Source organism: Agreia sp. PsM10 (genome assembly GCF_030433855.1).
Classification (GTDB): Bacteria; Actinomycetota; Actinomycetes; order Actinomycetales; family Microbacteriaceae; genus Agreia.
This window is the reverse complement of record NZ_JARUXC010000003.1, coordinates 75,012-92,549: the sequence shown is the minus strand read 5'-3', so window position 1 is coordinate 92,549 and position 17,538 is coordinate 75,012. Positions and strand designations below refer to the sequence as shown.

19 protein-coding genes are annotated in these 17,538 nt (G+C 68.6%); 9 read left to right on the top strand and 10 right to left on the bottom strand.

The genetic code is table 11. The annotated features are described in order from the left end of the window. Positions 1–3: 3 nt before the first annotated feature. Together QCD70_RS04470 and QCD70_RS04465 are read right to left on the bottom strand one after the other, a co-directional pair. Entirely contained in the window at positions 4–495 is a 492-nt protein-coding gene (locus QCD70_RS04470) for a peptide deformylase (protein WP_301213981.1), read from the bottom strand. Next, entirely contained in the window at positions 492–3,899 is a 3,408-nt protein-coding gene (locus QCD70_RS04465; RefSeq protein ID WP_301213980.1) for a pyruvate carboxylase, read from the bottom strand. The genes QCD70_RS04470 and QCD70_RS04465 overlap by 4 nt, the downstream gene beginning before the upstream one ends. Before the next feature lie 76 nt (positions 3,900–3,975). On the opposite strand from QCD70_RS04465, the gene QCD70_RS04460 reads away from it, so the two are divergent. Then, positions 3,976–4,794: a ParA family protein gene (locus QCD70_RS04460; protein WP_301213979.1), complete on the top strand. Its 819-nt coding sequence runs from the start codon at positions 3,976–3,978 to the stop codon at positions 4,792–4,794. 102 nt (positions 4,795–4,896) lie between these two features. Here QCD70_RS04460 and QCD70_RS04455 read toward each other — a convergent pair whose 3' ends face one another. From QCD70_RS04455 to QCD70_RS04435, 5 genes are all read right to left on the bottom strand, one after another. After that, on the bottom strand, positions 4,897–5,382 hold the full coding sequence (locus QCD70_RS04455) for a MerR family transcriptional regulator (RefSeq protein ID WP_055782105.1): 486 nt from the start codon (positions 5,380–5,382) through the stop codon (positions 4,897–4,899). A gap of 278 nt (positions 5,383–5,660) precedes the next feature. After that, positions 5,661–6,362 carry a transcriptional regulator FtsR gene (ftsR, locus tag QCD70_RS04450; RefSeq protein ID WP_055928397.1) on the bottom strand — a complete coding sequence of 234 codons (702 nt, stop codon included), beginning with the start codon at positions 6,360–6,362 and terminating at the stop codon, positions 5,661–5,663. Beyond that, positions 6,363–6,839 (bottom strand): FHA domain-containing protein, encoded by a 477-nt coding sequence (locus QCD70_RS04445; RefSeq protein WP_301213978.1) that lies wholly within the window; start codon positions 6,837–6,839, stop codon positions 6,363–6,365. A 106-nt stretch (positions 6,840–6,945) separates the two neighbouring features. Beyond that, the gene (locus QCD70_RS04440) at positions 6,946–7,836 is read right to left on the bottom strand and encodes an NUDIX domain-containing protein (protein WP_301213977.1); all 891 of its coding nucleotides are present in this window, start codon (positions 7,834–7,836) and stop codon (positions 6,946–6,948) included. A gap of 56 nt (positions 7,837–7,892) precedes the next feature. Then, positions 7,893–8,096, bottom strand: a complete 204-nt coding sequence (locus tag QCD70_RS04435) for a DUF1653 domain-containing protein (protein WP_301213976.1) — start codon at positions 8,094–8,096, stop codon at positions 7,893–7,895. Between the two features lie 125 nt (positions 8,097–8,221). Between QCD70_RS04435 and QCD70_RS04430 the strand changes: the two genes are divergently transcribed. Continuing rightward, entirely contained in the window at positions 8,222–8,842 is a 621-nt protein-coding gene (locus QCD70_RS04430) for an FMN reductase (RefSeq protein WP_441004909.1), read from the top strand. A 7-nt stretch (positions 8,843–8,849) separates the two neighbouring features. Here the strand turns inward: QCD70_RS04430 and QCD70_RS04425 are convergent, their stop codons facing one another. Then, complete coding sequence (locus tag QCD70_RS04425; RefSeq protein ID WP_301213975.1) at positions 8,850–9,473, bottom strand: alpha-ketoglutarate-dependent dioxygenase AlkB; 624 nt, start codon at positions 9,471–9,473, stop codon at positions 8,850–8,852. Positions 9,474–9,547: 74 nt separating this feature from the next. On the opposite strand from QCD70_RS04425, the gene QCD70_RS04420 reads away from it, so the two are divergent. Continuing rightward, a complete protein-coding gene (locus QCD70_RS04420) occupies positions 9,548–9,919 on the top strand; it encodes an RNA-binding S4 domain-containing protein (RefSeq protein WP_301213974.1) in 372 nt (123 codons plus the stop codon). A gap of 34 nt (positions 9,920–9,953) precedes the next feature. On the opposite strand, the gene QCD70_RS04415 is transcribed toward QCD70_RS04420, so the two are convergent. Then, entirely contained in the window at positions 9,954–10,895 is a 942-nt protein-coding gene (locus QCD70_RS04415; protein WP_301213973.1) for a J domain-containing protein, read from the bottom strand. Positions 10,896–11,059: 164 nt separating this feature from the next. Between QCD70_RS04415 and QCD70_RS04410 the strand changes: the two genes are divergently transcribed. Both QCD70_RS04410 and QCD70_RS04405 read left to right on the top strand, forming a co-directional pair. Beyond that, a complete protein-coding gene (locus tag QCD70_RS04410; RefSeq protein WP_301213972.1) occupies positions 11,060–12,235 on the top strand; it encodes an alcohol dehydrogenase catalytic domain-containing protein in 1,176 nt (391 codons plus the stop codon). A gap of 50 nt (positions 12,236–12,285) precedes the next feature. After that, a complete protein-coding gene (locus QCD70_RS04405) occupies positions 12,286–12,897 on the top strand; it encodes an HdeD family acid-resistance protein (RefSeq protein ID WP_301213971.1) in 612 nt (203 codons plus the stop codon). Positions 12,898–12,900: 3 nt separating this feature from the next. Here QCD70_RS04405 and QCD70_RS04400 read toward each other — a convergent pair whose 3' ends face one another. After that, the gene (locus QCD70_RS04400; protein WP_301213970.1) at positions 12,901–14,082 is read right to left on the bottom strand and encodes a mechanosensitive ion channel family protein; all 1,182 of its coding nucleotides are present in this window, start codon (positions 14,080–14,082) and stop codon (positions 12,901–12,903) included. Between the two features lie 167 nt (positions 14,083–14,249). Here QCD70_RS04400 and pnuC point away from each other — a divergent pair, with 167 nt between their 5' ends. The 4 genes from pnuC (at position 14,250) to QCD70_RS04380 (ending at position 17,526) form a co-directional block, all read left to right on the top strand. Beyond that, complete coding sequence (gene pnuC / locus QCD70_RS04395) at positions 14,250–14,924, top strand: nicotinamide riboside transporter PnuC (RefSeq protein WP_301213969.1); 675 nt, start codon at positions 14,250–14,252, stop codon at positions 14,922–14,924. Then, on the top strand, positions 14,921–16,060 hold the full coding sequence (locus QCD70_RS04390; RefSeq protein ID WP_301213968.1) for an AAA family ATPase: 1,140 nt from the start codon (positions 14,921–14,923) through the stop codon (positions 16,058–16,060). The genes pnuC and QCD70_RS04390 overlap by 4 nt, the downstream gene beginning before the upstream one ends. Positions 16,061–16,138: 78 nt before the next feature. Continuing rightward, positions 16,139–16,825: a DUF3105 domain-containing protein gene (locus QCD70_RS04385; protein WP_301213967.1), complete on the top strand. Its 687-nt coding sequence runs from the start codon at positions 16,139–16,141 to the stop codon at positions 16,823–16,825. Then, a complete protein-coding gene (locus tag QCD70_RS04380) occupies positions 16,822–17,526 on the top strand; it encodes a DUF305 domain-containing protein (protein ID WP_301213966.1) in 705 nt (234 codons plus the stop codon). Before QCD70_RS04385 ends, QCD70_RS04380 begins: the two co-directional genes overlap by 4 nt. The last annotated feature ends 12 nt before the right edge of the window (positions 17,527–17,538 follow it).

The window sequence follows — 17,538 nt, the reverse complement described above, 5'->3', positions numbered from 1 at the left end:
AGGTCAGAACCAGTCCGACTCGCGCACCTGCTTCATGGCCTCGCGCCGCGCGGGCTTGTCGAGGCGATCGAGGTAGAGCAGGCCGTCGAGGTGGTCGGTCTCGTGCTGCAGCGCCTGCGCCATGACACCCGTTCCCGAGACCTCGATCTCGGCGCCGTCGAGGTCGATGCCCGTCGCGCGGGCGAACGGGTAGCGCATGGTGGGGAACCAGAGTCCGGGAACCGAGAGGCATCCCTCGTCGACGAGCTCCGGCTCGCCCGACAGCTCGACGATCACGGGATTGAGGATGTACCCGATGCGGCCGTCGACGTTGTAGCTGAAGGCGCGCAGGTTGACGCCGATCTGCGACGCGGCCACACCCGCCCGGCCGGGCAGTCGGACACTGTCGAGCAGGTCCTCGACGAGTCCGCGGATGCGATCGTCGATGATGCCGACGGGCTCGGACACGGTCTTCAGCACGGGGTCGCCGAAGAGGCGGATCTCTCTGGCGCTCACTGGGCGGCCACCACGACGAGCAGGTCGCCCGCTTCGACCTGCTGCGTCGCGGGGATGGCCACGCGGCTCACCCTCCCGGCGATCGGCGAGGTGATGGCGGCCTCCATCTTCATGGCCTCGATCGTCGCGACCGACTCCCCCGCCGCGACGGTCGAGCCCTCGCTCACCTTGAGGGTGACGACTCCCGAGAAGGGCGCGGCGATCTGACCGGGCTTCGACGCATCCGCCTTCTCTGCGGACTTCGTGTCGACGGTGATGCTGCGATCTCGCACGAACACCGGGCGCAACTGGCCGTTCAGGATCGTCATGACCGTGCGCATCCCCTTGTCGTCGGCCGTGCCGATGGCTTCGAGACCGACGTAGAGCTTCACGCCCTTGTCGATCTCGACCACGTTCTCGACGCCCTGGCGGAGGCCGTAGAGATAGTCGACCGTGTCGACCACCGACAGGTCGCCGTACTGCTCGCGCACCTGCTCGAAGGTCTTCGTCGGACCGGCGAACAGCAGCCTGTTCAGCGTCGACCTGATGGCGCCGCTGTCGTCGCCCGAGAGGATGTCGACGTCGGCCTCGTCGAGCGGGGTGACCCCGATGTCGACGTGGCGGCCGGCGAGGACCTTGGTGCGGAACGGCTCCGGCCATCCGCCGGGCAGCTCGCCGAGCTCACCGGCCATGAAGCCGATCACGGAGTCGGGGATGTCGTAGTTCTGGGGATTCTCCTCGAAGTCCTTCGGATCGGCCTTCACCGCCGCGAGGTGGAGCGCGAGATCGCCCACGACCTTCGACGACGGCGTCACCTTGGGCACCCGTCCGAGGATCTTGTTCGCCGCAGCGTAGAGATCCTCGATCCGCTCGAAGTCGTTCGCGAGGCCCAGGGCGATGGCCTGCTGGCGGAGGTTGGAGAGCTGGCCGCCGGGGATCTCGTGGCTGTAGACGCGGCCCGTGGGGCCCGCCAGGCCCGACTCGAACGGGCGGTAGACCGTGCGCACGGCCTCCCAGTACGGCTCGAGGTCGAGCACCGACTGCAGCGAGATGCCGGTGTCGCGGTCGGTGTGCGCGAGGGCGGCGACGAGACTGGATGCCGATGGCTGGCTGGTCGTGCCGGCCATCGGTGCGCTCGCCACGTCGACCGCGTCGGCCCCCGCGCGGCTCGCGGCCAGCAGCGTCGCGAGTTGACCGCCCGGCGTGTCATGGGTGTGCACGTGCACGGGCAGGTCGAAGTTCTCGCGGAAGGCCGCGACCAGCTTCTCGGCCGCGGCGGGACGGAGCAGGCCGGCCATGTCCTTGATCGCGAGCACGTGGGCACCCGAGGCGACGATCTGCTCGGCCAGCCGCAGGTAGTAGTCGAGGGTGTAGAGGTTCTCGGCAGGATCGAGCAGGTCGCCCGTGTAGCAGACCGCGACCTCGGCCACCGCGTGCCCGGTCTCGAGCACAGACTCGATGGCGGGACGCATCTGCTCGACGTCGTTGAGTGCGTCGAAGATACGGAAGATGTCGACTCCGGTCTTCGCCGCCTCTCGCACGAACGCGTCGGTCACCTCGGTCGGATACGGGGTGTAGCCCACCGTGTTTCGACCGCGCAACAGCATCTGGAGGTTGATGTTCGGAACGGCCTCCCGCAGCGACGCGAGCCGCTCCCACGGGTCTTCGCCGAGGAAGCGCAGCGCCACGTCGTAGGTCGCCCCTCCCCACGCCTCGACGGACAGCAGCTCCGGCGTCATGCGAGCCACGTAGGGCGCGACGGCGAGCAGGTCGCGAGTGCGCACGCGGGTGGCCAGGAGGGACTGATGGGCGTCGCGGAACGTCGTCTCCGTCACGGCGAGGGCCGTCTGCTGGCGCAGGGCGTTCGCGAAGCCCTGCGGACCAAGCTCGAGCAGACGCTGCCTCGAACCGGCCGGCGCGGGAGTGTCGAGGTCGATCGCGGGCAGTTTGTCGAGCGGGTTCACGCTCGACAGGCGTGCGCCGTTCGGCTGGTTGACGGTGACGTCGGCCAGCCAGTTGAGGATCTTCGTTCCGCGGTCTTTCGACACGTGGCCGCGGAGCAGTTCGGGTCGCTCGTCGATGAACGAGGTGCTCAGGTCGCCCGCCTCGAAGCTGGGATCTTCGAGCACGGCCTGCAGGAACGGGATGTTCGTCGCGACTCCTCGGATGCGGAACTCGGCGAGGGCACGCTTCGATCGGCGGACCGCGGCCGAGAAGTCACGGCCCCGGCAGGTGAGCTTGGCGAGCATCGAGTCGAAGTGGGGGCTGATCTGCGCCCCGGGGTTGATCGTTCCGCCGTCGAGCCGGATGCCGGCGCCTCCCGGAGACCGGTAGGTGGTGATCTTGCCGGTGTCCGGCCGGAAGCCGGCGGTGGGATCCTCCGTGGTGATGCGGCACTGCAGGGCCGCTCCGCGAAGAACGATCCGATCCTGCGACAGGCCCATCTCGGCGAGGCTGACGCCGGCGGCGATCAGCATCTGCGACTGCACGAGGTCGACGTCGGTCACCTCTTCTGTGACCGTGTGCTCGACCTGGATGCGGGGGTTCATCTCGATGAAGACGTGCTCGCCCGCGCGCTCTCCGACCGTGTCGACGAGGAACTCGACGGTTCCGGCGTTCACGTATCCGATCGACCGGGCGAACGCGATCGCGTCGCGGTGCAGCGACTCGCGCAGCTCGTTGCTGATGTTGGGTGCCGGCGCGATCTCGATGACCTTCTGGTTTCGACGCTGCACGGAGCAGTCCCGCTCGAACAGGTGCAGGGTCTCACCCGTCGAGTCCGCGAGGATCTGCACCTCGATGTGCCGGGGACGCAGGACCGCCTGCTCGAGGAACATGGTGGAGTCGCCGAATGCGCTGTCGGCCTCTCTCATCGCCGCCTCGAGCGCCTCGCGCAGCTCGGAACGCGACGCGACCCGGCGCATGCCTCGTCCGCCGCCGCCCGCGACCGCCTTGGCGAACAGGGGGAAGCCCACCTCGTCGGCTCCGGCGAGGAGGACGTCGAGATCACGGGATGCGGGAGTCGACCGGAGAACCGGCACGCCCGCCGCGATCGCATGCTCCTTCGCCGTGACCTTGTTGCCCGCCATCTCGAGCACGTGGGAGCCCGGTCCGATGAACGTGATGCCCGCCTCCCGGGCGGCCTCGGCCAGCTCGGGGTTCTCGGAGAGGAAGCCGTAACCGGGGTAGATCGCGTCGGCGCCGCTCTCGAGCGCGACACGGATGATCTCGCCCACGTCGAGGTACGCACGCACCGGATGGCCGACCTCGCCGATCTGGTAGGCCTCGTCGGCTTTGAGGCGATGCATGCTGTTTCGGTCTTCGTAGGGAAAGACTGCGACCGTCTTCGCACCGAGTTCATACGCCGCGCGGAATGCCCTGATGGCGATCTCCCCACGGTTGGCGACGAGAATCTTGGAGAACATGGGGGCCTTTCACAAATACGCGCGCATACAGCGCACGGTTAGGTTGTCTCAGCCTAGTAAAGGTAACGTGGTGTCCGTGCATGTACTCAGCGTCAGCTCCCTCAAGGGAGGAGTGGGAAAGACCACGGTGACGCTCGGGCTCGCCTCGGCCGCTTTTGCCAAGGGCCTGCGAACGCTCGTCGTCGATCTCGATCCTCAATCCGATGTGTCCACCGGTATGGACATCCGTGTCGCCGGACACCTCAACGTGGCCGATGTTCTGGCCAGCCCGAAAGAGAAGGTCGTTCGCGCGGCCATCGCTCCCAGCGGCTGGACCAAGGACCGCGGCGGCAAGATCGATGTACTGATCGGCAGCCCGTCTGCCCTCAATTTCGACGGCCCGCACCCCAGCATCCGCGACATCTGGAAGCTGGAGGAGGCGCTCGCCACGGTCGAGGCCGACTACGACCTCGTTCTGATCGACTGCGCCCCCTCGCTCAATGCCCTCACCCGAACCGCCTGGGCCGCCAGCGACCGCGTCAGCGTCGTCACCGAGCCCGGCCTCTTCTCGGTGGCCGCCGCAGACCGCGCACTCCGTGCGATCGAAGAGATCCGTCGGGGGCTCAGCCCGCGCCTGCAGCCGCTCGGCATCATCGTCAACCGCGTGCGCTCGCAGTCGCTCGAGCACCAGTTCCGCATCAAGGAGCTGCGCGACATGTTCGGTCCCCTGGTTCTTAGCCCGCAGCTGCCCGAGCGCACCTCGCTGCAGCAGGCCCAGGGCGCGGCTAAGCCGCTTCACGTCTGGCCCGGAGAAGGCGCCCAGGAGATGGCGCGCAACTTCGACCTGCTGCTGGAGCGCGTGATGCGCACGGGCAGACTCGGCGAGTACGCCGACGCGAAGAGCGTCCGCAGCTAGAGACCGGCCCTTCGACAGGCTCAGGGAACGGACCTCCGTTCGCTGAGCCCGTCGTTCGCTGAGCCTGTCGAAGCGCAGCCCGTCGAAGCGACCGCGTGCCGCCTAGGAGATCTTTCGGTTGGCCCGTCGCGCCGCGAGCTCGTCCATGGGGTCGGGAACGGTCGAGTCGATCGACACCAGCGTCGTCTCGACCTCGCGAAGAACCTTGCCTACGGCGATGCCGAAGACGCCCTGGCCGCGACTGACCAGGTCGATGACCTCGTCGTTCGACGTGCAGAGGTAGACGCTCGCCCCGTCGCTCATGAGCGTGGTCTGGGCCAGGTCGTTGATGCCCGCTTCGCGGAGCTGCTCGATCGCGGTGCGGATCTGCTGGAGCGAGATGCCCGTGTCGAGGAGGCGCTTCACGAGCTTGAGAACGAGGATGTCGCGGAAGCCGTACAGCCTCTGTGATCCCGAGCCTGCAGCGCCGCGCACGGTCGGCTCGACGAGCGCGGTGCGCGCCCAGTAGTCGAGCTGGCGGTAGGTGATGCCCGCTGCACGGGCCGCGACGGCCCCGCGGTAACCGGAGTCTGCATCGAGCTCTGCCATGCCGTCTGTGAAGAGGAGCCCGTCGAAGCGGGCGTCATCGCTGCGCTTCGTGCCTGGACCGGCACCGGTCCCGATGTTCTCGCTCAAGAAACGCGCCTCTTCCAGAAAATTGTCGGCTGTGAAAAGCCGGGTAGGTCTACTTGGTCCACGCTAGCGAGGCGACCGCTCGGCGGCAACGACATCCGCACGAAGCGGTCGGCGTGTCGCACAGAATCGTGACGGCGACGGATCATCGGCGGCACGGGTCGTCCTGAGCACACAGTCTACGGCGCGACGGGTCAGGGAACGAGTCTCCCGAGGGCTGATCTGATGAGGCTCCCCCGCACGATCTCGAGCTGTCCCGCGATCTCGACCGCGAGTTCGGCCGCCCGCGCGCGGGAGGACGCGTCGTTGCGCCGGGAGACAGGGACGAGCGCGCTCTCGATCAGACCGAGCTCGCGCTCGGCGGCGACCCGGAAGCCCCGGAGGTGCCGGGGCTCGATGCCGCATCTCTGCAGCTCGACCAGGGCCTTGAGCACCGCGAGGGTGTCGTCGCCGAAGGTCTCGCCCGGCACGATCACGGAAGCCGACACGGCGTCCTGCAGAAGCATCGGCGTCGCGCCGGCCTCGCGGATGAGTTCATCGCGGCTGAGCCTGCGGCCGCTGGGCAGCATCGACGGCCCGTGGTCGGTCGTCGATCCGGGCAGAAGGGGGCCGAGGCCGGCGTCGACGTCGTCGAGGTACGACTTGATGACGACGAGAGGAAGGTAGCGATCGCGCTGCATCGTGAGGATGAGGCGGAGTCGATCGAGGTCCTGCTGGCAGAACTTGCGGTACCCCGACTCCGTTCGAGCGGGCCGAACCAGCCCGCGCTCCTCGAGGAAGCGGAGCTTCGACGGGGTGAGGTCGGGGAACTCGGGGGTCAATCGGGCCAGGACCTGGCCGATGCTCAACAGCTGGGGCGAAGCCTGGCCGCGGGCCGATGCGGGTGTCGCCGCCATCTACTCGCCGGCAGCGGTGGCGACGTCGAGCCGCGACGGGTAGAACGTCAGACGGAACTTGCCGACCTGCACCTCGGCACCGTCGCTGAGGAGGGCCCTGTCGACCCGCACCCCGTCGAAGTAGGTGCCGTTCAGCGAACCGAGATCGGTGACCTCGAACGCGGTGCCGTGTCGGGTGAAGGCCGCGTGGCGGCGGGACACGGTGACGTCGTCGAGGAAGATGTCGGCCTCCGGGTGACGACCGGCAACCGTGTTGTCGGAGTCGAGGAGGAACCGCGCGCCGTTGTTCGGTCCCCGGCGAACGATCAGCAGCGCGGAGCCCGACGGCAGTGCCGCGATCGCCTCGAGTTCTTCTGCCGTGACGCCGCCCTCGAGAGCCGCGAGCTGGGCTGCGAACTCCGCGGTGAAATGCAGGGTCGTGTCGGTCTCGTTGCGTACGCGGTTCGCGGACTCGTGTGCGTTCGTGTCATCAGCCAAGTTCGTGACCTCCTAGAGCCTCAAGCGTAGCCGATGCGAGTGCGCTCGCGAGCAGGGAATGCGCCGTGCGGATCGCGCTCTGCGCGCATCCACAGCTCGCCGGGCGTCAGGCGACCGTTCCCGCCATGCCGTCGATGATTCCCCGCATCCAGCGAGGCCCTCTCGTGGCGCACCCCAGCGCTTCCACGCGATCGCGGAGCGCCGCATCCGCGGTCACGACGACCACCCTGGCGTGGGAGTCCCGGCCGGCGCGTGCGATCTCGACGATCAGCTCGTCGCCCTCGCCCTCGGCCCGATCCACCTCGAGCCCGGGCGCCCGGATGCCGTCGGCGACGACCCGGGACGGGTCGGGCTCTCGGGGCGGCCGGGCACGTCGCGCCTCGCCCTCGAGCACGACGACGATCGAGGGCCAGCATCGGTCGACATCGGCACCGACAAGTGCTCCGTCGATCCCGGCATCGGACACGGTTGCAAGATCGTCGAGGAGTGCCGAGGCTGCGGCCGCGCGGTCCTTCCACCACCCGTTAGGACGAGAGCCGACGACGTTGGCCGCGTCGACGACGACCACGATCGGATGCTCGACCACGGCCCGAAGAGCGGGCCAGCGGGCCGCGAAGCCGGGGTGCAGGGGAAGCGATTCGACCTCGTCGAAGGGAATCCAGCGGAGCTCGACGCTCTCGGCGTCTCCGATCCGGGCGTCGAAGTGCCGCGTCGCGCGCACGCCGACCGTCGCGTAGCTCCAGAGTCCGAGATCGAGCACGCTCGTGAACTCGAGCGCCAGGGCGTCGGCGGGCACGCCCGCCTCCTCCTCCGCCTCGCGAAGCGCGCCGCGCACCGCGGACTCCGCTTCGTGGCGAGCTCCTCCGGGAAGTCCCCACGTTCCGCCGAAATGGCTCCACTCGACCCGGTGCTGAAGCAGAACACCGCGATCGTCGTGCACCAGCAGACCGGCGGCGCCGAACGTTCCCCAGAATCTGCGCCCGTCCGGTGCGGTCACCCATGCGTCCCCGCTGCCGTGCGGGCGGCGAGCCGGACCCGCCGGATCGAGCCCTGTCACAGCTTCACGAAGCGGGGCACCGCAACGCCGTCGACCATCGCCTCGCCGAGGAACATCTCGAGAGGCCTCACCCAGAGCGAGCCGTCGGCCGATCGATACACGGCCATCGGCTCCTCGGTCTCGCTGTGCCTCGCCTCGCCCACGACGTCGTAGCGACCGCCCTTGAAGTGAACGTACGGGCCGGGCTCCAAGGTGTCCATCACCCGATTCTGCCTCATCGCCTGACCACGAGGCGCAGTGCATTGGGCGCGGGAATATTCGCCGAGACAGTGATGTTCGATCGAATATAGATGCAAACGCATTGAAATGTGGAGTGGAGATCATCATGGACAAGTCGATCGCAGTCATCTCGGCCGGACTCAGCCAGCCCTCGTCGACGCGGCTGCTCGCCGATCGCCTCGCGGAGGCGACGTCGCGGACGCTCGCAGAGGCAGGATCGGAGGCGACGATCACCGTGATCGAGCTGCGCGACCTCGCCCACGAGATCACGAACATGATGCTGACCGGCTTCGCGGCCGGCGATCTGAAGACCGCCATCGAGACCCTCACGAGCGCCGACGCCGTGATCGCGGTGACCCCGATCTTCTCGTCGTCGTACAGCGGCCTCTTCAAGTCGTTCTTCGACATCCTCGAGCCGCGCACTCTGGCAGGCAAGCCGGTGCTCATCGCAGCGACAGGCGGCACGGCCCGGCACTCGCTCGCCCTCGAATACTCGGTGCGCCCGCTCTTCGCATACCTGCAGTCGATGATCGTTCCAACCTCGGTGTTCGCCGCTTCCGAGGACTGGGGCAGCACCGGCGGCGCGCACGGCGACCTGGCCGTGCGCATCACCCGCGCGGCGGGCGAGCTCGCTGAGCTCGTCGAGGGCCGCCCGACCGCTCACCCCGCAGAGGAGACCGTGATCCCCTTCGCCCAGCAGCTGGCGAACCTCGCCGTCTCGGCCTAGTCGCCGCTCAGGCCCGCCGGAACTGCACACTGATACGGGGCCCGACCGCCTTGGCCGACTTCAGGATCGCGTGCTCGTAGGTGCGCTGGCAGCTGCCGCCCATCACGATGAGGTCGCCGTGCCCGACAGGAAACCGGGACACCTCCCCACCCGCGACCGGCCGCACCGAGAGCACGCGCTCGGCTCCGACCGACAGGATGGCGACCCTCGTGTCGCGCTGCACCGAGCGGCCGACCCGGTCTCCATGCCAGGCGACACTGTCGTCGCCCGTGCGGTAGAAGCAGAGGCCGGCCGTGGCGAATCGCTCGTCGTCGACCCGTGCGTAGTGGGTGTTGAGCCGACGCATGGCTTCGTCGAGAGCGGGATGGGGCAGCGCATCGGCCGCCCCGAACCAGCTCACGAGTCGCGGCACCTCGACCACGCGGTCGTACATCTCACGTCGGTCTGCTCGCCAGTCGACGGCGCCGACCAGTTCTTCGAACAGGGTGTCCGAGTTGGCGACCCAGCCAGGGCACACGTCGATCCACGCGCCGGATTCGAGCGGAATCCGCCGCAGGCGGCCACCGAGGGGACCGACGACAGGAGCCGCATCCGGTTCGTCGAAGAGCGAGGCCTGATATGCGAGAGTCATGTCTCGACGATACCGTCATTCGAACATATGTTCTAGTCCGCTCGTGCGCCTCGGCAGTCTCGTAGAGTCGAACAATGGAAGCCGGTTCATCGATCAGGGTCGACAGCTGGATCTGGGCTGTGCGACTCGTGAAGACGCGCTCGCTCGCCACGGCGGCGTGCCGCGCGGGCCACGTGCGCGTGAACGGCGAGAAGGTGAAGGCTGCCCAGTCGGTACGGATCGGCGACGAGGTGCGTGTGCGCACGAGCGACGCGGAGCGCATCGTTGTGGTGCGGCGGATCCTCGCGAAGCGCGTCAGCGCCGTCGTCGCCGCGGAGAGCCTCACCGACAACACTCCCCCGCCCCCGGCCCGTGAAGACGTGCCCTTCGTGCCCATCCGCGACCGCGGCGCCGGCCGCCCGACCAAGCGCGAACGGCGAGACATCGAGAAGCTCCGCGGGCACTAGCGGCGGAGAGTGGCCGTAGCCGCCGCCGCACAGGTCAGACGAACTGCACTGCCTGCTGCAGCCGGGTCCGCACCTCGAAGACGTCGCCTCGCCGCCGGGCATCGCCCTCGGACACGCCCGACCGCATCACCGACGACAACCGCGAGCGCGCGATGACGAGGGTGCCGGCGTTGCGGCCCCGATCCACAGACTCCGATGAGGCGTCGACAAGTGCCTCGTCGGGCAGCACGATGACCTGACCGTCGAACCTCACACCGAGAGACCTGCCGAGCTTGCGGGCCGAGCGCACGAGGTCGCGCACGGGCTGCTCGCCATCGGGGATCGCGTCGCCCGCCAGCTCTCCTCTGTGCAGGCGCACCGGATCGCCCCAGTCCTCCGACCGCACGGCGAGCAGTCCTGCGGGTCCGAGCACGATGTGGTCGATCTTGTGGCCTGTGGGGCTGGCCACGTCGTTCCAGACCGTGAATCCCATGCCCAGGTCGGAGAGGGTGCGGGCGGTCTGCTCCTCGGCGAGGGCCTTGCCCAGCAACCAGCGGATCTCGCGCGGAGCGCTTCTCACCAGGGCGGGGTCGTACGGGTCGGCCAGAGCGGCACCGCGGCCCGCCCATTCGCGGATCAGGGTGAGGAACCGCTCGCGCGCCTGCCCGCCCGGGTGCCCGTAGGAGCGGGCCTTCAAGGACGACGCGGTCGACGGCGGCGCACTGCGTGCGGCCCACGACGACGACCCCGCGGGTCGGGCCGAGCCGACGCGGCCGGATGCCGACGACGATCCGCGGTCGTATGCGGACCGGGATTCGGGGTCGCCCACCACCAGCCAGGCGGCCTGCACGGCATGGAACCGGGCGGATGTGCCGCCGGTGTCCGGATGCGTCTCGCGGAGCCGTCGACGATAGGCGCGCCGCAGTTCGTCGTTGCTCGCCGTGGGGGCGATTCCCAGAACCTCGTAGGGCGTGGCCGATGTCGGACTGTCAGACATACCGCGCGTGAACCTTCCTGCTCAAGGTGTGACCCAAAGGTCCCGTGCACGAGAATACCGGCCGATCCTGAGGTCTCGCCCCTCGGCATCCGGGTTGCTACACCGTTATTCCTCCGCTGTCGACCCGTCGGGCGTCCTCGGCCGCGACCGCGCACCATGGAAGCATGAGAGCACTGACATGGCAGGGAAAGCGCAACGTCCAGGTGGAGACCGCCCCGGACCCGGTGATCATCGAGCCGACCGATGCGATCATCCGCATCACCTCGACGGCGATCTGCGGCTCCGACCTCCATCTCTACGAACTCTTCGGCCCGTTCCTCGACCGGGGCGACATCCTGGGCCACGAACCGATGGGCATCGTCGAGGAGATCGGTTCGGAGGTGCGCAACCTGGCGGTGGGAGATCGCGTCGTCGTGACCTTCAACATCGCCTGCGGCCACTGCTTCATGTGCCGACGGGGGCTGCAGTCCCAGTGCGAGACGACCCAGGTCAGAGACCAGGGCTCCGGCGCCTCGCTGTTCGGCTACACCAAGCTCTACGGCCAGGTCCCCGGCGGGCAGGCTGAGCTGCTGCGCGTTCCGTTCGCCGACTACAACGCCATCCCCGTCTCGTCCGACGGCCCCGACGACCGCTATCTCTTCCTCAGCGACATCCTGCCGACGGCCTGGCAGGGCGTGAAGTACGCGAACGTGCCGGATGGCGGCACCCTCGGCGTGCTCGGGCTGGGCCCCGTCGGCCAGTTCGTGGCGCGGGTCGGCGCGCACCTCGGCTACCGGGTGCTCGCGGTCGATCCCGTTGCCGAGCGCCGCGAGATGGCTGCACGGCACGGTGCCGAGGTCTGGGACCTCGACGACGACATCGTGGACGCGCTTCGCGACCAGACCGACGGGCGTGGGCCCGACTCCGTGGTCGACGCGGTCGGCATGGAGGCCCACGGCTCGCCCGGAGCCGGATTCGCCCAGGCCGTCGTCGGAATCCTCCCCGACGCGTTGGCACGCCCCGCCATGGACAAGGCGGGAATCGACCGGCTCGCGGCGCTGCACACGGCCCTCGATCTGGTTCGCCGTGGCGGAACGGTGTCGCTCAGCGGCGTCTACGGAGGCGAGGCCGATGTGATGCCCATGAAGTCGATGTTCGACAAGCAGGTCTCGCTGCGCATGGGCCAGTGCAACGTGCGCAACTGGACCGACGACCTGATGCCCCTCGTCGAGGACTCGAGCGACCCGCTCGGCGTGCTCGACCTGACGACGCACCGCGTCTCGCTCGAGGAGGCCCCGGCCATGTACGAGGTGTTCCAGAAGAAGGAGGACGGCTGCGTGAAGGTGGTGCTGACTCCCTAGGGACGAAAGTCTCTTCCTAAACGGGGACACGCACCACTACCGTATGCAGCATGACCAATAATCCACTCGCAGCTGTCGCCAAGGGGATCTGGTGGGCCGTGCTGCTGCGCGGAATCTTCGCCGTGATCTTCGGAATCATCGCCCTCGCCGCACCGGGAGCAGCCCTGACGGGCATCGTGATCGTGTTCGGTGTCTACGCGATCATCGACGGGGTCACCGCGGTCGTGCATGCTCTGCGCATCCGCACCCCCGGCAGCGGATGGGGATGGCTGCTCTTCCAGGGCGTCGTCTCGATCATCGCCGGTTTCGTCGCCCTGGTGTTCCCGGCGCTCGCGGGGGTCATCGGGGGACTCTTCGCGCTGTGGACGATCGTCATCTACGCCGTGATGCACGGCGCCCTGGGCATCGGCTCCGCCGCGGGTCTGAGCGACGGGCGCAGCCGCACCATCGGAATCGTCTCCGGTGTGCTCACGCTCGCCTTCGGCATCCTGCTCGGCATTCTCACGCTCGTGACGCCCGGCGCCACGGTGCTGAGCCTCATCTGGATCGTGGGGATCTACGCGATCATCTTCGGAGTCATGTTCATCGTGGCGGCCATCCAGCTGCGTCGCGGGGCGACGTCGCTGCTCGGCCAGCCGGATGCGTCGACGCCGACGCTCTGACAGTCACTCGGTCTCGGCGGGGCGCACCACGTCGATGCGCCCCGTGAAGAGGCTTCCCCTGTTCTCGGCCTCGGGATCTCCCGAGAAGAGGCCGCCCGTTCCCGGATTGGGCTCGGGATCGAGCGAGGGCCGGCGCATGTCTGCCTCGGCCGTATCCTGAACGCGCACGCGGGGCAGCGACACGGGGCTCTGCTCGTGGAGCCAGGTCACGAGCTCCTCACGCACGAAGCAGCGCAGGTCGAAGAGGGCCGGCGCGTCGACAGCGCTGACCAGGATGCGGATCCGCACGTAGCCGCCGACCGCGTCGGTGACCTGCAACACACTCACACGCTTGTCCCACAACGGGGTGCGGGACAGGACCCGGTCGAGCTCCTCCCTCATGTGCTGGGGAGTGACGCGCCAGTCGAGATCGAACTCGACCGATCCGAGCAGCTCGGAGTTGCGACGGGTCCAGTTCTGGTACGGGCGCGAGGTGAAGTAGGTCGACGGGAGGATCATGCGTCGGTCGTCCCAGATGTGCACGACCACGTAGGTGAGGGTGATCTCCTCCACCCTCCCCCATTCCTCTTCGACGATGACCACGTCGTCGACCCGGATGGCATCGCTGAAGGCGAGCTGCATTCCCGAGAAGACGTTCGAGAGGCTGGACTGCACGGCCAGGCCGGCGATGATCGACAGCAGTCCGGCGGAGGCGAGCAGGCTGGCTCCGAAGGTCTGGGCTCCGGGGAACGACAGCAGCACCGCACCGAGCGCCACCACCACGACGACCACGATGCTCAGTCGCTTCAGGATCAGCACCTGTGTGCGCACACGTCGGGCGACCCGGTTGTCGGGCGTGTCGATGCGGTAGCGCGCGAGCCCCAGGTTCTCGAGGAACACGATGATGGCACCGACGAGCCATGCGATGGTGACGATGGCCAGGATCCTCATCGCGAGCCCGATGGCAGACGCGGCCTGCGGATCGGTCACGGTGATGCCGAGCGAGACCCAGACGAAGCAGACGACGAGCGCGGCACGGAACGGTCGACGCGCGGTGTCGATCAGCTGTCCCGCCCACGGCCTGCGCCTCGCCGTGATGCGGAACGCCAGCGCCACGATGAGCACGACGACCACCGCGGCGGCGACGGCGATGAGGGCGCCGAGGAGACTGGTGACGAGTTCGGACTGGAGGATGTCGGCAAGCATTCGCGCTCCCAGAGTCGGTGATGCGGCGGATTCTTTCGAAGCATGGCCGGAGAGGCCGCCTCCATGCTCGCTCTTCTCGACATGCAGGCCAAATCCGATCGATGCCGCGCATCGTTAGGCTTGACCTCTCGTCACCCCTTACGCCTTTCGAAAGGCCCTCTCGATCCGTGTTCGACCTCCTCGGCTTCCTGCAGTCCACCGCCTTCTCCCTGCTCGGCGAGAGCGTGTCCGTGATCGAGGTCGTCGGCTTCGTGACCGGCGCACTCTGCGTCTGGGCTGTGACGCGGCAGTTCATCTGGAACTGGCCCGTCGGTATCGCGAACAACGTCGCGTTCCTGATTCTCTTCATCGGCGCGGGCCTGTACGCCGACGCCGTCCTTCAGGTGATCTTCGCGGCGGTGGCCGTATACGGCTGGGTCCTGTGGTCGAGGCGCGGTGCCGCAAACCGCGGCGCGGTGGTGGAGGTGCGCCGGGCCTCACGGCGCGAACTCCTCGGCGGTCTGGTCTCGGCGGCCCTGCTCACCGCCGCGGCCGCGGTGCTGCTGCACAGCGCCACCGATTCGACCGTTCCCCTGCCCGACGCCTTCGTGCTGGCCGGGTCGCTGCTCGCCACGTGGGGGCAGGCGCGAAAGATCATCGAGCAGTGGTGGGTGTGGATCGCCGTCGACGTCGTCTCCATTCCGCTCTACGCGACGAAGGGCCTGTGGCTGACCGCGGTCCTCTACGCGGGCTTCCTCGCCCTCTGCATCGACGGCCTGCGCCGCTGGACCATCGAGCTGCGGCGCACGCGTGCCCAGCGCGAGGCGCAGCCGGGCCACCGGAGCCGGGTCGGAATCCGATGACCGCGCGCACGGGCCTCATCATCGGCAAGTTCTATCCTCTTCACGCCGGGCACGTGTCGCTGATCGAGCGGGCCGCGCGCGAGGTCGATCGACTGGTCGTGCTGGTGATGGCGACGCAGATCGAGACCATTCCGCTGGAGCGCCGCGTCGCCTGGGTGACCACGGCCACAGCGGAGCTCGCCTCGGTCACCGTGCTCGGAATCCTCGACGATGCGCCGGTGCACTACGACAGCGAGATCGCGTGGGTTGCCCATCACGAGGTCACGCTGGCGGCGCTCCGCCGCGGCGGAATCCACACCGTGGACGTGGTCTTCAGTTCGGAGGAGTACGGCGCCGAGCTGGCCGAGCGACTGGGCGCCGTGCACGTGCTCGACGACCTCGAGCGTCGTCGCATCCCCATGAGCGGCACGGCCGCTCGCGAGAGGCTGGCCGAACGCTGGGACCAGCTGGCCGAACCGGCCCGACTCGACCTCGCCACACGCATCGTCGTGATCGGCGCCGAGTCGACCGGCACCACGACGCTCTCCGAGGGGCTGCGGGCGCACTATCGTGGCCTGCCCGGATACGAGGCGATCGCCGAGGTCGACGAGTACGGCCGCCGGTTCACCTACGAGCTGCACGCCCGTGCGGCGGCCGAGTCACTCGCATCCGGTTCGCCCGCGCCCGAGATCGACGATCTCGTCTGGCTGCCTGAGCATTTCGCGCATATCGCGCGCACCCAGACCGCCATGGAGCAGGCCGCGGCCCTCGCCTGCTCACTGGTGATCGCCGACACCGACGCGTTCGCCACGTCGCTGTGGGAGCGTCGCTACATCGGCGCGCACAGCACGGCGGCGCACGAGGCGGCGACGACCGAGCTGCCCCACCGTGACCTCTACCTCGTCACCGATCACGTCGGCGTGCCCTTCGACCAGGACGGCTGGCGCGACGGCGAGCACATCCGACCGGAGATGACGAGCTGGATCGTCGACGGGCTCACGGCCCGCGGGCTCCCCTGGGTGCTGCTCCGCGGCGCCCACGAGACACGGCTCGACTACGCCATCGAGGTCATCGACGCACTCGTCGAGAAGAACACGACGTTCGTGTCGCCGACGTGGGCGGATGTCACCAGGCTCGCCGACAGCCCGAGTCCGTGAGCACCATTCCCAGTCTTTCTCCAGCCCGCCCATGAGAAGTTGTAGCTACAACCGAGAGTTCCGACCGAATCGAGAGACGTGACACCGCCACCCGAAGACGCCCGACCGACAGACCGACCCGGCAAGCTCACGGTCAAACAGCAGCGCGCCGCCGACAGGGAGGCGAAGCTGGCGGCATTCCGCCAGGCCCAGGCGAAGCAGAAGCGCAACCGCCTGATCGCCATCGTCACCGGCTCCGTCGCGGCCGTCGCGGTCATCGGGCTCCTGATCGGCTTCGTCGTCACCTCTGCCACACCCAAGCCCGACCCCTCGAGCATTGCAATAGACGGGTTGCAGACGTACCCGGGGCTCACGGCGAACCACGTGACCACGACCGTCGACTACCCGCAGAACCCGCCCGTGGGCGGCGATCACGCCGGAGTCTGGCTGAACTGCGGCGTCTACACGCAGTCCGTACCCAACGAGAACGCGGTCCACGCGCTCGAGCACGGCGCCGTGTGGCTGGCCTACGATCCCGCACAGCTCGATGAGGCCGGGGTCGAGGCGCTCCGTTCGAAGCTTCCCGACTCGTACATCGTGGTCTCACCCGTCGACGGACTCGATTCGCCGATCGTCGCCAGCGCGTGGGGAGCTCAGGTCGCCCTCGACGATCCCGACGACGAGCGGCTCGGGCTGTTCCTCGACCGCTTCTGGCGCTCCAACGATGCACCCGAACCCGGCGCCGCGTGCACCGGCGGACTCGACGCGCCCGGTCGCGTGGCGTGACCGACTCCGCCGTCGCGACAGAGCCCGGCCGGCCGGCCGGCGCGAGCCGGTGGCGGCTCGTGGTCGCCGGCGTCATCGCGGGCGCCCTCGTTCTCGCCGTCGGCCTCGCCGGGGGCTGGATGCTCGCGGCACGGTCTGCAGACCCGTCGACGACGAGCGTCGAGGCCGGATTCGCGCGGGACATGCAGGTGCATCACGATCAGGCCGTCGAGATGGCTCTCATCGTGAGAGACCGCACGGACGACCCGGAGATCCGCAGCCTCGCGTACGATATCGCGACCAGCCAGGCGCAGCAATCGGGTCAGATGTACGCGTGGCTCAACGACTGGGGCCTGCCTCAGGCGCGACCCGGAGCGACCATGGAGTGGATGTCGGCACCGACGCTCGACGGCTCGGCAAGTCAGGGCCACGAGCATGGAATCCTCACCCCGGAGTCGTCGGACGCCGCCGCCGCCGTGGCGATGCCCGGCATGGCGAGCGACGCCGATCTCGAGCGGCTCCGGAATGCCAGCGGCACCGACGCGGAAGTGCTCTTCCTCACACTGATGCTCTCCCACCACCGCGGCGGCGTCGACATGGCCGACGCCGTCCTCGACCGCAGCACCCATCCCCTCGTCACGACCCTGGCGCGGGCGATCGTCTTCGCCCAGTCGGGCGAGATCGACTACATGGAGAGCCTGCTGGAGCAGCGCGCCCCCTGATACGGAGAACGA

Coding starts and splice junctions, on each gene's coding strand:
- QCD70_RS04465 (WP_301213980.1), bottom strand. CDS start 3,899: ATGTTCTCCAAGATTCTCGTCGCCAACCGTGGGGAGATCGCCATCAGG.
- QCD70_RS04455 (WP_055782105.1), bottom strand. CDS start 5,382: ATGGCAGAGCTCGATGCAGACTCCGGTTACCGCGGGGCCGTCGCGGCC.
- ftsR (WP_055928397.1), bottom strand. CDS start 6,362: ATGGCGGCGACACCCGCATCGGCCCGCGGCCAGGCTTCGCCCCAGCTG.
- QCD70_RS04435 (WP_301213976.1), bottom strand. CDS start 8,096: ATGGACACCTTGGAGCCCGGCCCGTACGTTCACTTCAAGGGCGGTCGC.
- QCD70_RS04430 (WP_441004909.1), top strand. CDS start 8,222: ATGGACAAGTCGATCGCAGTCATCTCGGCCGGACTCAGCCAGCCCTCG.
- QCD70_RS04425 (WP_301213975.1), bottom strand. CDS start 9,473: ATGACTCTCGCATATCAGGCCTCGCTCTTCGACGAACCGGATGCGGCT.
- QCD70_RS04420 (WP_301213974.1), top strand. CDS start 9,548: ATGGAAGCCGGTTCATCGATCAGGGTCGACAGCTGGATCTGGGCTGTG.
- QCD70_RS04415 (WP_301213973.1), bottom strand. CDS start 10,895: ATGTCTGACAGTCCGACATCGGCCACGCCCTACGAGGTTCTGGGAATC.
- QCD70_RS04410 (WP_301213972.1), top strand. CDS start 11,060: ATGAGAGCACTGACATGGCAGGGAAAGCGCAACGTCCAGGTGGAGACC.
- QCD70_RS04405 (WP_301213971.1), top strand. CDS start 12,286: ATGACCAATAATCCACTCGCAGCTGTCGCCAAGGGGATCTGGTGGGCC.
- QCD70_RS04400 (WP_301213970.1), bottom strand. CDS start 14,082: ATGCTTGCCGACATCCTCCAGTCCGAACTCGTCACCAGTCTCCTCGGC.
- QCD70_RS04390 (WP_301213968.1), top strand. CDS start 14,921: ATGACCGCGCGCACGGGCCTCATCATCGGCAAGTTCTATCCTCTTCAC.